Annotated in this window: 16 protein-coding genes; 2 read left to right on the top strand and 14 right to left on the bottom strand. The window is 62.7% G+C overall.

The window, feature by feature from the left end:
* Positions 1-22: 22 nt before the first annotated feature.
* Positions 23-421 carry a hypothetical protein gene (locus RLDS_RS52020; RefSeq protein WP_021228392.1) on the top strand — a complete coding sequence of 133 codons (399 nt, stop codon included), beginning with the start codon at positions 23-25 and terminating at the stop codon, positions 419-421.
* 156 nt (positions 422-577) lie between these two features.
* On the opposite strand, the gene RLDS_RS0129030 is transcribed toward RLDS_RS52020, so the two are convergent.
* From RLDS_RS0129030 to RLDS_RS52015, 3 genes are all read right to left on the bottom strand, one after another.
* Positions 578-2524: a DEAD/DEAH box helicase gene (locus RLDS_RS0129030; RefSeq protein WP_161626759.1), complete on the bottom strand. Its 1947-nt coding sequence runs from the start codon at positions 2522-2524 to the stop codon at positions 578-580.
* Entirely contained in the window at positions 2505-3896 is a 1392-nt protein-coding gene (locus RLDS_RS0129025; RefSeq protein WP_031299099.1) for a DEAD/DEAH box helicase family protein, read from the bottom strand. Before RLDS_RS0129025 ends, RLDS_RS0129030 begins: the two co-directional genes overlap by 20 nt.
* Positions 3897-4324: 428 nt before the next feature.
* A complete protein-coding gene (locus RLDS_RS52015; protein ID WP_021228391.1) occupies positions 4325-4696 on the bottom strand; it encodes a hypothetical protein in 372 nt (123 codons plus the stop codon).
* A gap of 185 nt (positions 4697-4881) precedes the next feature.
* Between RLDS_RS52015 and RLDS_RS52010 the strand changes: the two genes are divergently transcribed.
* Positions 4882-5118 carry a hypothetical protein gene (locus RLDS_RS52010; protein ID WP_031299098.1) on the top strand — a complete coding sequence of 79 codons (237 nt, stop codon included), beginning with the start codon at positions 4882-4884 and terminating at the stop codon, positions 5116-5118.
* 16 nt (positions 5119-5134) lie between these two features.
* On the opposite strand, the gene RLDS_RS52005 is transcribed toward RLDS_RS52010, so the two are convergent.
* The 11 genes from RLDS_RS52005 to RLDS_RS51965 form a co-directional block, all read right to left on the bottom strand.
* Positions 5135-5647: a hypothetical protein gene (locus RLDS_RS52005; protein ID WP_021228389.1), complete on the bottom strand. Its 513-nt coding sequence runs from the start codon at positions 5645-5647 to the stop codon at positions 5135-5137.
* Between the two features lie 283 nt (positions 5648-5930).
* On the bottom strand, positions 5931-6911 hold the full coding sequence (locus RLDS_RS52000) for an SLOG family protein (protein WP_021228388.1): 981 nt from the start codon (positions 6909-6911) through the stop codon (positions 5931-5933).
* A gap of 489 nt (positions 6912-7400) precedes the next feature.
* Positions 7401-7619: a DUF6117 family protein gene (locus RLDS_RS51995; protein WP_031299094.1), complete on the bottom strand. Its 219-nt coding sequence runs from the start codon at positions 7617-7619 to the stop codon at positions 7401-7403.
* 71 nt (positions 7620-7690) lie between these two features.
* Positions 7691-8701 carry a DUF2493 domain-containing protein gene (locus tag RLDS_RS51990; RefSeq protein WP_021228386.1) on the bottom strand — a complete coding sequence of 337 codons (1011 nt, stop codon included), beginning with the start codon at positions 8699-8701 and terminating at the stop codon, positions 7691-7693.
* A gap of 70 nt (positions 8702-8771) precedes the next feature.
* A complete protein-coding gene (locus tag RLDS_RS51985) occupies positions 8772-9050 on the bottom strand; it encodes a hypothetical protein (RefSeq protein WP_021228385.1) in 279 nt (92 codons plus the stop codon).
* A gap of 87 nt (positions 9051-9137) precedes the next feature.
* Entirely contained in the window at positions 9138-9608 is a 471-nt protein-coding gene (locus RLDS_RS51980) for a DUF736 domain-containing protein (protein ID WP_014076245.1), read from the bottom strand.
* Positions 9609-10112: 504 nt separating this feature from the next.
* The gene (locus RLDS_RS51975; RefSeq protein ID WP_236616936.1) at positions 10113-11117 is read right to left on the bottom strand and encodes a hypothetical protein; all 1005 of its coding nucleotides are present in this window, start codon (positions 11115-11117) and stop codon (positions 10113-10115) included.
* A gap of 444 nt (positions 11118-11561) precedes the next feature.
* Positions 11562-11777, bottom strand: coding sequence for a hypothetical protein (locus RLDS_RS0129020; protein WP_152528141.1), 216 nt, complete (start codon positions 11775-11777; stop codon positions 11562-11564).
* A 37-nt stretch (positions 11778-11814) separates the two neighbouring features.
* Entirely contained in the window at positions 11815-12117 is a 303-nt protein-coding gene (locus tag RLDS_RS55610) for a hypothetical protein (protein ID WP_084515001.1), read from the bottom strand.
* A 24-nt stretch (positions 12118-12141) separates the two neighbouring features.
* Positions 12142-13440, bottom strand: coding sequence for a hypothetical protein (locus tag RLDS_RS51970; protein ID WP_021228381.1), 1299 nt, complete (start codon positions 13438-13440; stop codon positions 12142-12144).
* Between the two features lie 12 nt (positions 13441-13452).
* Entirely contained in the window at positions 13453-14655 is a 1203-nt protein-coding gene (locus RLDS_RS51965; protein WP_021228380.1) for an ATP-binding protein, read from the bottom strand.
* Between the last annotated feature and the right edge of the window lie 55 nt (positions 14656-14710).

The raw sequence follows: 14710 nt of genomic DNA, 5'->3' as shown, positions 1-14710 counted from the left end.
TCGCTCGCAGCGCGAGCAGAAGGTGATACGCATCATTCGCGGTTGCCTCGTCGATGATGCTGCGCGCGCCGAAGCCGCAGCGGAGATAGTCGCGGTGGGCGGTGACGAAAGGAGCCGGATTGGCATAGCGGCCCTCTGCGCGCTGTTGGCGCGGACGGGCATTGAAGTGCGTCGGCCCGGCAGCGCGTGGCTGTCGATCGACGAGCTACGTTTGCTGGCCTGGCTCGCCTATGCCCCACGCGAAACAGCGATGGACGACTATCTCACCTTTGGACTGACGATCGATGCGAACGCGGCGGCCGAGCTGCGCATCGAATTGGCGACGTGCGGCCGCGAACTGGCCAGGATCGGTTGCCGCCTGCCAGCGCTCGCCTGGACCAACGATTTTGCCTGCCCGCTTTACGCGCGGGGCCGCCGCTGATGAGCACCATTCATGTTCAAGCTCTCAGCGACAAAAAGAACCTGCGAGAATAGCTTGAGTCTGAGCTATTCCCTGTCCGTTTGTAGCCCCATCAACGAATCAAAAATCTTCGCAGGCTCTTCGATGCCTACAGTGTTATATGCCACTGGAGAACCGTCACCCAGCTTTGACACCGATGCTCCGACGCGCTTCCGCCCAGACATCGGCAGGTACCACAGGGAGCATTTCAGCGGCAGTCGCAAATACCCCGGCTCCCTTCCATAACTCGCGATTGCCGACCACATACAGACTTCGCTTTGCCCTGGTCGCTGCGACGTTCAGCATGTTGGGCGTCCTGCCTGCCCATTTCCGAGAACCGTTCTTCGCGCCTCGCCCGGCTCCTAACATCAGAATAACGCTTTCGGCTTCCTTACCCTGGAAGGTATGGAGCGTTCCGACATGATGATCGAGCCAAACCTCCGCCCTCCTCCGCGAAAGTTTACTCAAGGCAGCATCTCTACGCGTCAAAAGGGCCTTGAGATTAACTATCGGCACACGAAACGGACTGATGATATATAGGTCGGGCAAATCCTGATCGTTTCGCAACAGGGAGCGGAGAACGTGATCGATCACTCGTCCTTCTTCCGCAACCCACTTGTCGGCGGACGGCGCATCGATATCGATCCAGGCTGTAGGGCCCAGCATTTCGCGTAGCCGGGAGTCGTCGCTGCGAGTCGCGTGGATCATCCGTTCGCCATACGCGATGCGATTGGCGATGGCGAACATGGGGTCATCACAGCGCCGATGCACGAGAAGCGGAAAACCCGTAATGCGGGGGCGTTCCGGGTTCCCATCCAGCGCAGGGAACTGCCCCTGAATGGCGCTGACGCGATCCGCCAGCGTCTGCGCCGACTGGCCCGGTGCGCCCCATTCCGTAACCTGGCTCCCGCAATTCTCGAAGATTTGCCGGGTTGTCTCCTTACCCAGGGTAGCCACTGGCGGAATCTGTAGTGGATCGCCAATCACAATCGCGCGGCGAGCACGCCAGATCGCGCCGAGGGCATATTGGGGACAGGCTTGCCCCCCCTCGTCGAGCAGGAACCACCCCACCGATGCCCCTTTGAGAGTGGGAAACATTCGCCCTAACGAAGCGAAGGTAGTCGACACAACGGGAACGAGCAGGAAGAATGCGCCCCAATCGCGCGCGGTCGGCGGATCACCTCGGCTGGCCGACATCACCTTGTTCAAAGCCGGTTTGATATGCTTCACACCGGCGATCACAAATGCTCGGTGGAGGCGCACGGCCGCCACGAAAAGGGCATCACGAACGGCGCGGAACTCGCCGCCGTTCCAGGGCGCTGTCTTTTGCAAGACTTCTTCAGACTGCTCCCAGAATCCGGGCTTGGGATAGCAATCTTCCAACTTGCTCTCATCCATCGAAACTTTGGCGGAAAGATCTTCAATTTCGGTGTCCAGATTACGCAATTGGTGCTCTAATTCATCATACCGCGCGGCAAGGATCTTCACCAGGTGCCTCGTTGTATCCCGATCTCGCGCTGCCTCGGCGGCCGCGTTGCGGGTGCGATCGACAGTGCTGACCCGCGCCTCAATCGAACGTTGATATGCCTGCCATTTGTCCGATCCAAAGAGTCGCGCCAGGAAACCTGGCCTCGCACTCTTCAGGGCCGAAAGCGTACCTATTTCTGCCTGGCTGGCGGCTTCCACCACTTTATACTGCTCTTCATCAACGACGAGAGCCCGCTCGGCATCCTCGCGCTCATGAATCGCGTCGCGGATTTTTTCCTGCAGAGCAGGCTTTCCGCTCTCCAGCAAACGCAGCCTGTCCTGTGCGCGTGCCGTTTCGATCAACTCCGAGCGCAAGCGCCTGCACTTCTCCAATGCGATGCGAAATTCTGATCGTGCCTTTCGCCATTCTGCGCGCGCCTGCTCCCTTGTGGGCGGTGGATCGACCTTGCAGAGCCGGCTAGGCTCTTTCCCTTCGAACCGCGACTGATTTGGCGACCACGCCCGGTCGAGCCACTCGGATAATCCCCAGTCCTTGTCGAGCCAGAAGCGCTGGTGAAACTCGTAACGGTTGTTGGAATTACCAAGCTTCGCCGCCATCACGCCCCTTTCGGGCTTCGGCTTCATCCTGCGATAAACCCAGAACATGGCTCGCGGTATGCGAGAAATGGGTTAGACGGCCCTCCTTCCAGATACTGGGATCGAGCGCCTTTTCGCGGAGGGGAAGTTCCAGACTGATATTCTCGACGGCAGCATTATTGTTGCTCGCCACTACGATCGCATAGTCCATAAGATCAATGTCGCCGAGCCCATTCCATGGCTTCTCGATCTCGGCCAGGCGTTCGGCTCTGCTGGTGAGGACATGCGCAACGACATCCCGCAACAGGGTCGTTTTGCCCGTCCCTGGAGGACCATTCACGGCGAATAGCCCTTTCTCCGAAAGATCGCGGACGGCGGCGTTGACAGCCCCTTGTTGCAACAGGGTCAGAGAATGGAGCCCTGGGCCGGGCCACCGGGCGAGGGGAAAAAGCGCGGGCTGAAGGAGGTGCGACAACTGTCGCCTGTCACTGAGCGTATCCCAGCTCTCGTCGGGGCGATCGAGACCGAGATAAGCTCTTGTGGCGGCAGGGACGCCCGGCAGGTCCCTTTCAATCGCCATAAGGTCCCTGAGATAGAAAGTGGCGAGGATATCTCCGCTTGGCGGATTTTTCTTTATCGTCCTGATAGCGCAAGGGGTCACGATCCAGAGATCCTCCGGAACGCCCAACTCGGTCCGCAGCTTGCGCGATACGTCGCGCAGATCTTGCCAACTTAGGGGACGCGGGCGACCTTCGGCATCGGTCGGCGAAAGGCGGGCTGTCACCTCGTGCAGCAGTGGTGATTCCTCGCTTTCCCACGCCGAAAGATCGGCAGTAGCGCCATCGGCGCAGAGCTTCCCGATACCCCAGGCAAAGCTTGCAAGCGCCATACTGTCAGGCACGAGGATCCCGAACTCATCTAGAATTAGAGTTGCGGCGAGGACATTCCCCCGCATCTTACGATCCACGGTATCCTCATCAACCTCATCGCCGAAAACACCGTCGAGGAGTTTCATAGCGCCTGCTGTCGGCATCGCCGCAAGGACGATCTTGTACCAGGGACGAGATTTGAGTTGCCGCTTCCGCGCAGGCGTGGCGTCGCCCTCATTAGGCAAAACAGCTTGGCCATCCGGGGAAGCGATCGGGTCTTCCGCTTCGGTTATTTCGGTCTGCACCTCACCAAACCACGGCGCGATATCGTCGTCTTCAGGAGTATCCCAGAGACTTTGCCCGGTCTGCGCCTCAGTTGCCCTGTTACGAATCTGGCCACCTATTGCCTGTGCATAGCCGTTCCAGCCCCCCGCCTCTACAGTCCCGGGCGTGAGAACCTCAACGCCGATCCAGGATCTCAGCGCGTTGCGAACAGTGTCGGGACTGGATGCTTTGCTAGTCATGCAGGGAGGCTATCCTTGCCGCGCTATCCCGGCAACGAATTTGGCCATGTATGACGCGCAATACGCAAAATCTTGTCGGGATTCCAATGTCTTGGGCCTGAATCAGCTGACCTTTTGTGTGCCCTGTACTACAGAAAGCAAGAAATGCGTATCACGAGAAGTACGAGATTAAGGATATGAAAGAAAAAGAAACTTTCTCCGCAGCACCCGTGCGTAGGGTCCATTACAAACGGCCTCGCGCCGTGCGTCCAGCCTTACGCAGCGCGCTCGCGCTGCGCAGCCTCGTGCCGGAAGGCGCGGGGCAACCTTGCTTCAGAGGATTGTTGTTCACCGCTGCAGCGGCATGAGGGACGAAGTGCATGGGTGGGGCCTCCCCGCAAGCAAAAAAAGGGGCCCGGCAAGAGCCCGACCCCGAAAGTCATCCGCTATCATTCGCCGGGGCACGGAGGCTCCGGATCGCTGTGGAAAATATTGTAATGGGCGTTGTAGACGATCTGTGCGGTTTCGTCGGTCCGTCCCTGTGCCTTGAGGATCAGATAGGCGTTTGAGGTCGCCGCGATCCAGCCGAGGTTATGGGCCTTGGTCGTTGCCTCATCATATTCAGCGTCGCATTCGCCGGTGATGACAAGGTCGTGGGTTACCGGGTCGGTGTAGCCAGTGTAGCCACCGGCATAGTGGTCCGCCCGTCTGACCTGTTCCTCGATCTGGGCAATGAGCGCGAATCCTCTGATTTGCGCTGCCCGGTAATCGGGGTCATTGGGTCCGACAAAGCGATCGAGATGGGGATCGGTGATTGACATGGCAGTCTCCTTGTCTCCCTTGCCTGCGCAGGGGAGGAATGATGGGAAGATGAGATCTCGGGAGGGCATGGAGTTGCGTATCTGAGCCGCCGGTGCCGGTATAAGCGGCGTTCGGCCCTTGCCTCCACGAGTGGCTATGGCAGAATGCACCGTGACGGGCAGGCCATCGGGGAAGGACGATGGACATGCCAAAGATGACGGAAAGGGATCGGCTCGCCGATCTGGAAGCGCGTCAGCGCAAGATGAATGATGAACTGGAAGGCGCGCGCCGTGCCCTGCGCGGCAAATATGCCGCAATGATCGCGGAGATGCCGGTGGAGAAACTCACGGAAAGGGAGTTCCGCGAGCTTCTCACACAGGCGATCCGGGTTGGTGGCAGTGCGGCGCTGACGGCGGTTAAAGGGCTGCCAGCGGCGATCTGATCACGCCGCTGATCATTCACAGGTTCCGGCAGGGATGCGCCTCGAGAAAGCTGTCCCTGTCGGAATCCGACCTCAGGGTGATGAACCGCGCTTCGGGCCCGAACCAGATCATGATGAAGCGCCGCTGCGCCGCCAACCGGTGGATATTCGCAAGGCTCCCCCGGCTGCGACCGTCCCAGATCACGAGACCGCTGAAGGCATCGCGCGCCATCGCCGCATCCTTCGGGACATGGAAGGCGGCGGTGCCCTTTCGCCCGGAAGAAGGAATGTTCCGGACAGGCCAATCGCCCAGATTATTACGTGGTCCCTCGCCGGAGCAGTAGACCGTGACGGCAGCGATATCCCGGTCGGCAAGATGGCGCTGGACCAACCGATCCACGCCCCGCGCGTCCCCGATCAGGATGGGAAGCGCGCGCTCGATAATGCCGCCGATGCGTTCGATGACAGGTTCGGGAAGCGTGGTAATGGACAGCGATCCGGAAATGAAGACGGCCGAACCGGAGAGGTGTGATGGGGTATGCTCGGACATGGCTTTAATCTCCTTGAGTGAGCCACCCCTCTCTCCCCTCCTCTCCTCTGGTGGCAGGACGCGGGCCTTGCCACCTCAGCCAACCCCGCCCAGACCGCACCCGAAGGGTGTCCCTGCGGCGAGCACGGCGGAGCCGCGCGCAGACGGCCGGGACCGCCCTGGCGGTTCCGCATCGCGCCCGCGACGGACCCGCTTGCGGGTCCCTGAGCGGGGACGAATGTGACGCTGGATAAAAAAAGATGAGGACCGGCCCGGCGAACCGGACCGATCCTCAGCCGGAACCTCACTGCGCCTCCCATCCCTGATCGCTGAGCCTGACGAACCGCGCCGGGATCCGCTTTTCCTTAACGAGGCGCGCGAGGTGAGACTGCAGTCCCGACCCTTCGCAGACCAGCGCCTCGACAGGCCGCAGTCCGACCATCTGTTCGTTGCGCACGAACCCTGCCCTCTTCCCCAGCTTGGCGCTGAGGCGGAACGTGATGAGCTTCACCTTACGCGAGGCGGCCCACGCTGCGGCCATGGCGTCGCAGCCCTTGTCCTGTGCGGTGGTCGCCAGCAGCATCATCGGGTTTCGCGCTTTCGTTTCGTCGAGCTTTCCCCAGATAAGGCGCTCGTCGAACCAGCAGTCCGCGCCGCCGGAGAAGATCACGACGGACCCTTCCGGGTAGTGCGCTTCGTTCTTGCGGAGGCGGCGGGCGGCGAGGAAATCGGTGGCGGCGATCACCGAGGCGGTGCGCTTGCTCGATATCAGCGACCCCTTCGGAGCGGACCACGGGCGGCCGGTTTCGGTGTGGAAGACGTCGGCGGCGTAGTCGCGCATGCACCGCAGGGCGTCGGTGGCTTCATCGAGGAATTCGAGATTATCGCGCGCTTGCTCAAGTTCGACGCCGTGGATTTCACTGCCGTCGGCGCACCGCAGCAGCTCCTGAACATCGCGCGTCGCCTTGTCGGCTTGGCCCGCCCACTGGTCGGCGACGTGATGGAAACTGTTGACGATGCCCCATGCGAGGCGCTCCGCGGCTGGCTGCAACCGGGTGTCCCGAAGCACGTCGAAGAGTGTCGTGACAATGAGTTCGACGGCAAGTTGGGCTTCCCGCGGATCGGGCATGTCGGTCGCCATTTCTTCCTCACCGCGCCCGATGCGGATCCCCTCGAGATTGGAGGCGAAGGCGGCGTGGAAATCGTCGGTGGTGGCGGCTGTCTCCTGCGCGATGAATTCGGCGATGTCGGAGAACGGGCGGACGCTGCGGTTGATATTCGTCATTGGAACCTCCTGCTGAAACGAAAGAGGTTCCCCCTTGGGCACGGGCTCCGAGCGGCGGGGTCAAGGATCGCGAAGCGACCGGCGCAGCCGGCGATGGGGGTCACGATTTTTTTGGGCGGCCACCTACATTGCAGGCCCGGCGCGACGCCCGACCCGCCCAAAAAAATGGTGGGGCCCCGTCGTCCTTGAGGCCGACGCGGTCCCGTGCCAACATAGGAATTCTTGAGAGAGAGAAGAGGCTTTGCGAATCTGGGGCTCGATGCCCCTGATTCGCAAATGGGTGCCTGCGAGCGCTGCCCTCAATGTCCATGGACGGTGAGGGCCGGGGTCAAGGACCGCAAATGCGGTCGCGAAGCGGCGGCGGGGGCAACGATTTTGCAAAGCAAAATGGTGGGGCCCCGCCGTCCTTGACGCCAACCGACACCTCCATGACGATCATGGGAATGGGATGCCCGCACGTCCTTCCACCTGATCGGGCGCGCGTCCTCCTCAGGGCGCTGGCGGAACATAGGCGGCAAAGGGATCGCCGTCATGCAAGTGCCCGAACGGCGTGAACAGATATTCCTCCCCGCTCCGGCCGACGGCGCAGACCACAAAGCGGGGTTCGCCGGAAACCGCATCGACGCATTCCATCAACGCGAGATTGCCGTCCATGGCGGCATCCAGCAAAGTTTGAAAATTGGCTCGGTGATGATCGGGTATCGCCATCATGCGCTCCCATAAAAAACGGGGACAGCGCGTAGCGCCGCCCCCGACAGGATGAAGGAAGTTCGCCGACGTTACGCCGCCCGACGCAGCCGACCCCGCTCCGGCGGAGCGACCTTCTCGGCCGGAGCCTGATCCGCCTTGCGGAAGGCATGGATAGGGACACCTGCCTTGCGCAGGGCCTGATAAAGGTTGGCCTGAATGCCTGACCCCTCCCCCAGCAAGGCTTCGACGGGTTTGAGATCGACCAGCTTGCGGTTGCGCGCGAAGGGCGCACCGCGTCCCGAGCCTGTCAACGAGTAGGTCACGAGCTGGACCTCGCGGTTCCCCGCCCATGAAGCCACGATCGCATCGAACCCCTTGCGCTGCGCGGTCGTCACCAGCGTCATGTGCGGGATACGCTCGAGGATGGAATCGAGCCGGTCCCAGAGCAGTTGCCAGTCATGCCATTCGGCATGACCCGAGGCGACGACGATCGGACCACGCGGGCGGTAACGCTCGCGGTCGGCCAGTTCCCGGGCGCGCAGGAAGTCCTGTATGGACACCTGCGTGGCGGTGGCGGCCTTCGAGACACGCGAGCCGCGCGCGGGCGACCAGGGACGGCCCGAGAGCACGCGGAAGGTTTCGGCGGCATAGTCGCGCATGCACTCGACCGCCTCGCGCTGTTCGGACAGTGACTGGCACAGGAGCTGCTTCTCCTCCAGTTCGGTGTTGAACACTTCGGAAGGCTCGGAACGGCGCATCATGTCGCGCAGCTCGTCGACTACTGCGTCCTCCTGCTTTTCCAGCTTGCCAGCGACGAAATGGAAGCTGTTGACGGTGCCCCACGCGATTTCGGGCGCGAGCGCATCGAGCCTTGTATCGGTCAGCAGGTCGAAGATCGTGGCGATGATCCCCGCGCAATCCGCCTGCGCGTGCAACGGATCGGGCATGTCATGCTCGCCCGGTTCGTCGCCCGGCTGGATGATCGAAAGCGGGATAGGATCGCCAAAGGCGCGCTGGAATTCCGGCGTTGCCGTCATCTCGGCGAACAATGCCGGCAGGTCTGCGAAGCGGCTTATGCTGCGCGAACGGTCTTGGGTCATGAGACTTCTCCTGCATGATGGAAAAGAAAAGGGGCGAGACGCGATGGCGTCCCGCCCCCATGGTGTCGGATCAGTGCATGCTCGCCCGGATGCCGGCGAAGGCAGCGGAGCGCGTCAGGCCGGCCCCGACGATTTCAGCGGCATGCGGGGCAAAGGGCGTGCCCTCGAGCAGGTCGTAAATGGCAGCGATGATCTCGCCGCAGGTGATCCCGGCCGGGATTTCCGGAACATGGGCCGCAGGAAACGGCGGCGAAAGCATATCCCGGATGGCGGGACTGGCCATGATCGCTGCGCAGAGCGCGGAGAGATCGGCGAAGGGGGCGAGGTCGTGCAACGAAGGGAGCGGCATGGGCTGCCTCCTCAGACAAGAGAAAAGAAAAGGGCCGGGGAAGCCTGACGCCTCCCCGGCCCGGAACCTGTTCCGATCAACCGGCGATCAGAACGGATCCTCCTCGCCGAACGGCGCACCCGCGCCGGTCAGTTCGCCATTGGCACCGGCAGTGCTGCCGCCGAAGCCATCCTGATCGCGCGGTCCGCGATCGTCATAGTTCGTGCGGCTGACGCCCATGCCACCGCCGAAGTCGGAACGCATGGTGTCGCGCCGCCACGCGACCATGTAGCCCCCGTGATCGGCCGGGAAGAGCGCGATCGGCATCGGTTCGGGCAGGCTGGGATCGTCGATGTTCCCGGCGAGGAACACTTCGCCGGTGCGCTTCGAGACGGCTTCCCACAGCGCGCCGATCTGGACCCAGCGGCGTGCGACGTTCAGGGCGAGGATCTCGTAGACCGGAGCCTTCTCGTTCTCGCTCATCACCTTGCGCAGCCCGATGCGGGGCAGGTCGATCGTGCGGGTGGCGATCGAGCCCGTCAGGCGGTTGTTCACATTGAAGATTTCACCGATGTTCATCGTCTTGACCTTTCGAATGTCGCTCGAAGACCATTCTCCGGCGACACCCTCCCCGGTCCTTCTCTCCTCTCTGTCCTGCCCTCTCCCCGCGCGCCGCCCGCCCGTGGGACAGCGCTCCGCATGCCTCCCGCGCGACGCCTCCCCGCCTGCCCCACGCGCAACACCGCGGCCCGCCCACAACTCTGCGCGACCACCGCGGCATGGCGCGGAGCCGGGGTGGAAGATGCGGGGCCGAAGAGGGGTTGGGGAGCGAGGCTGGAGGCGCGGCGGTAGCCGCGCTGGCGCTACGCCGGCGGGAGTAGCGGTAGCGGCGGGGGCGGCATGATCAGGCGGTTCCTGCAGGCAGACCGAACGGGTCCATGCCGGGCGGCACCGGCCGGTGCGTTTCCGGTAGCGGGAACCATCAGGGGGTGGTGGCGGGCCGCACGGCGGGATCGCCGAACACTTCGTCCCTATCGGGGATAGCTTATGGCACGCACAGCAAAGCGCATGGATCGCGATGGACTACGAAGCGGCGGACGACGCCTTTGTGCTGACTGCACTGATCGTTTCAGCCAACGTCCGTGATGGGTGCCAAGGCCGCCGGCACCAGATATGTCCCATGCCGCGCTGGAGCCAGGGATCAAGCCGTCCGGGGGAGGTCATCCGGATCATTGGCGGGCGGGGGAGCACAGGCTGACCGGCATTGAAACGCTCGATCCATGTGCGGATATGGGATCGTTGCTCGATCGGAACAGCAGCGGCCGCACGCTGGAATTCAAGAAGATCGAGAGGCGCGTTGGCGATGATCTCGTCGATCTCGCCGGGATCGAGTAACCCTTCGGCACGGATGAACGCGGTCATCGAACCGGGACGTTTTTTCGTCGATTTGCGCCATAGCCCTTCAACGGTTCGAAGCCTCGGCGCGGCGCGCGCTTCAAGCAGGACGATGAGCCGCAATTCCTCGCGAGGCAGTGCGCGGACCTCCGAAATCTGCATTGCCGTGCAGAAGAAACATGAACTTTTACAAAATCTTGGCAAGCCAGCATCTGCGATGATGTGTTCACAATCCTCGCGCGTGAGACCCCATTCCCGAAGGGGGTACCTGTACTCAAAAAGATCTGAAACATGCCCTTCGCGATGAGCATAACGCTGGTTGTCCCGGGCGGAGCAGTCGTAGCCGATCAGGCGGATAACCTTGCGCCCATTCGCCCAGGCATGCTGCGCCGGAGGCCATGCCTTGACCCACTTATCCTGCGGCGAAATTTTATGCCGGGCCGAACAGCTGTGCTGCCCGGAGGAAATCGACGGCAATGTGCCGTTCGTCAGGCACGCATCGAGCAGCGAGGTGTAGGGTGGCCAATGCTTGAAGAACCGGGCCTGATATTCGACGACCTCGTTGGGAACGCCATGATCGTCCATCCACTGGTGGAAGACAGGGATAAGCCGCCTCGTGTGTGGCTGCTCGGGCATGGCTGCCAGCAACGTCATGTCCGGGATTTCGCCGCGGCGGACCAGTTCGATGATCATCGCAGTCGAATTGGTGCCCGCACCCCATGCCGCGACGACGGGCGCACGACTGCCCGCGCTCATGCGACCATCGCCAGCCAGCGGTCCGGCCAGGCCGGCGGCCGCATCGTAACCTTGTAGGATTGCAGGGGTGCGACGCCGTGCACGACATAATGCGGAACCCCGGTTTGACCTCGCAGTTGCTGTGCGGTTCTGAGGGCATGATCGAAGGAGGAAAGTTTCTTCCTCAAGGGCGAGAAGCCGTTGCTTTGGTCTGGCGGGGACATGGAGCCTCCAGTAGAATAGGCGAAAAATCAGGCCGCGATCGACAGATCGTCGGCAGCGGCACCAGTATTTCGAGTGGTACGCCGATGGGGATTGGTAACGTGCTCGCGTAGATCATCAGCCTGATCGGCTCGGAGAGCCTAAAACGCGATCTCTTGGGGATCGTGTGGGCTTCGTCGTTCAGTCCGAATTCCGCAGGATGCCGGGGGACGGGCTTCGGGCATAATGGACGCCCGCTACCCCGAAGGTCCGCTCGAAACTCTCGGCCGTTTCGCCACGGGCACAATAGTCGATGCAATCCTCGCAAAGGCCATAGCCGGTATCGCGATTCCAGTGCTGCTCGAAATGGCCGGCATATTGACCGCAACAGCAACAGGTTTTCCAGGCAGATGGCATGATGTCCTCCATCCGGTTTGACGGTGGGTGTCGAGGATCAGGGTTGTGAGCAGCAGCGCAGAGTGCCGCCATTGCTTTCCAGAACTTCCGCTTGCGCCAGTCGCCATTCGGCCATGGCGGCGTCTTCGCGCTTCTGGAAGGTGGGGCGTTTCTCGAAGGGGCGCGGATCGCAAACGATGCGCCATTTGCCGTCGGGATAGTTTCGGGAGACACAACCGATCGCACCATTTGGGTAGCGGACGCCGTGAACATACCAGCCGCCATGTCTCCAGCGGGAATAGGTAAATTCGGGTCGTGCGGATAGTGACGCGGAAGGGCCGCGATGGTCAGACGATGACATGGTGACCTCCGTGCTGGAACAGGATCAGGCAGCGAGCGGAAGGTCGACATCGACCGCGTCCGCAGGATCGAGCGCGAGCAGGCTCTGAAGCGTGACAGGCGTGCGATTTGCCCGCCGGGTCTTCGGGCCTCGGACAGGCCTTGCAGGATCGTTGAACCGACAGCCGATACGCGCGGCATGCTTGCCGATGACGGCGGGATCGCGGCCCAGCGCCTGGGCGACATCGACCATCGAGACGCCATATGTCCAGGCATTGCGGATCGCCCTGTCCTCGTCGGCGCTGAACGCGCGCATGAACCCGTGGGTAAGGCCCATCCGGTTGGCATGGTAGAGAACGGCGCGCACCCCGCGGCCAATCTGGTCGGCGATCTGCCGTGTCGGAATCTTGCCATAGTCCTCCCGCAACCGGGCTTCTTCCTCGGCTGTCCAGACGGGCCCCTGCCGAAAGCCGTCGCGATGGACATGGGTGCCGCGCAAGCCCAGCGCTTCGACCCGCCATCGGATCGAGTGCGGCGTACGCCCAAGACGTTCGCGCAGCGGCGTCAGGCTCGCGCCGGTCGTGTAGGCATGGCGCAGAAGATCGTCTTCCTCAGCAATCCATGGACGTCCCCAGCCCCGACCATAGCCCAGTTTTCGCAGGCGTTGCCCGAGGCTGCGACCGTTGCGGGCCGGATAGCCTTCGGCCGTCAGAACCTGCGCAATGGCGACATAGCGTGCGCCGGTCGATGCCAGTTCGAGCGCACGGGTCATTTCCGCGTCGCTCCAGTCGTCGGGCTGACAGGCATGGCGCAGGCCCAATGTCGATGCGCGGGCAATGATGCCAGTGAACGGACGGCCGATCAGGCTCGCGATCTGGGCGACGGGAACGCCCTTCTCGTAGCCGGCGCGAAGTTGCGCATCTTCCCATCCACTGTAGGGGGGCGATCCGGGCTCGGACAGGTCCAGGAGCCGTGCGCGAGCATAGAGCGCACTTACACCGCGGCCGAGCCGGGCGGCCAGCGTTGCCGTCGGTTCGTACGCATAGCATCGTGCCATCTCCTCGTCGTCCCATTCGGCCCAGGACCGCCGCGAGTTACGGCGCAGGCCAAGATCATGGATACGCGTGGCGACGCCCGCCCGAGGCCTGCCAAGCATGGCCGCTATCTCATCGATCGTGCGATCGTCGGCGAAAGCGGCGCGCAGACGCGCCGTCTCATCAGGGAGCCATGCATCCGCGCGGAAGGCCAATTCTGCAAGCGGCGCGGTCGGAAGTGCTTCCGCCTCGGGGACGAAGGGGATCAGTTCGACGATATCGGCGTCGAGATCGAAGCTTTTATGGGTCATGATGCGCTTCCTTCAGACCAGACCGACGACGGGCGTATCGACGACGCGCAGGCGCAACCGGGCCGACAGACGCGCAATACGCGTATCCCCGCGCGGCATCGTGTCGGACGCGCCGATGGTAGCGAGCAGATCCAGTCCGGCGTCGACATCATTGGCGGCAAGCGCAAGATGGCGGGCAAGATCGTCGGACGTAGTGGCATTAGGTGCAATGTTTCCCAGGGCACCGACAATGCGTGCGGCGGCGGGAGCGGCAGGGTCGAGCAGAAAGGCATCGAGCGCGCGCTGCCCCCGCATGGCAGTATGGGTGGTCCTGACCGGCGCAACCTCGCGCAGATTTTCAAGGTCGAGCAAAGTGCGGCTTTCGTCCGGGCCGAGGTCGGCAGCGGCCACAAGGTCAGGCGTGCGGCCGATATGCGGCGTGATCGTCGGATCGATCTTCGCGAGCACGGGCGTGGCGGACAGCGCGGGACCGAAGGCGAAGAACTCGCCGGGTGGAAGCAGGCGCAATAGCGCTGCCTGATCGCTGCCGAACCCGAGCAGGTCCGCGGCGCGCGCCACATCGCGGTCGAAGACGTTGAGGCCGATCAGATGATTATGCAGTTCCGAGACCACCGAACTGGCGAGTTTGGCGAGGCGCTGCGTAGCGATGATTGTGCCGATGCCGCGTTTGCGCCCCCGGGCGCACATGTCGGTCAGCGTGGCAACGCCCAGGCGGCGGGTTTCCGCATCACGGGCGGACGCTGCCATATGCGGTGCCAGCAGATGCGCTTCGTCGATGCATACCAGCACCGTGTGCGCCCAATGTTCGCGTTGGGCTGACAGAAGCCCGGCGAAAAAGGCGGCCGCCTTCTCGATGCGGTGATCGGGTTCGAGATCGGTGAGATCGAGGTGCAACGCGATCCGGTGCTGGCGCGTGCGCAGCGCGAGTGCGGTGAGCCCGTCATTGGCATAGTCGCGCGCGACCACGGTGGTGGCGCCGATATGCGCGGCGAGATTGGCGAACTCTCCCTCCGGGTCCACGATGATGGTCGTGAGATAGTCGAAGGCTTCCTCGATGATCCGGCGCAGCGTCTGGCTCTTGCCCGCGCCCGATGATCCCTGGATCAGGCAGCGACCCGACATCAGCTTGCCGAGATCCAGTTCGAGGGGACCGGTCGAGCAATGGCCGAGCGGGACGCGGGCATCGCGGGTGAAATTGCTGATGGGAATGTTCATCGGACATACTCCTTGACCGACCGCCAGAAGGCGGTCGTTCGCGTTGAATGTGGAG

It is taken from the genome of Sphingobium lactosutens DS20 (assembly GCF_000445105.1).
Classification (GTDB): domain Bacteria; phylum Pseudomonadota; class Alphaproteobacteria; order Sphingomonadales; family Sphingomonadaceae; genus Sphingobium; species Sphingobium lactosutens.
This window is presented reverse-complemented; position numbering and strand designations above follow the sequence as displayed.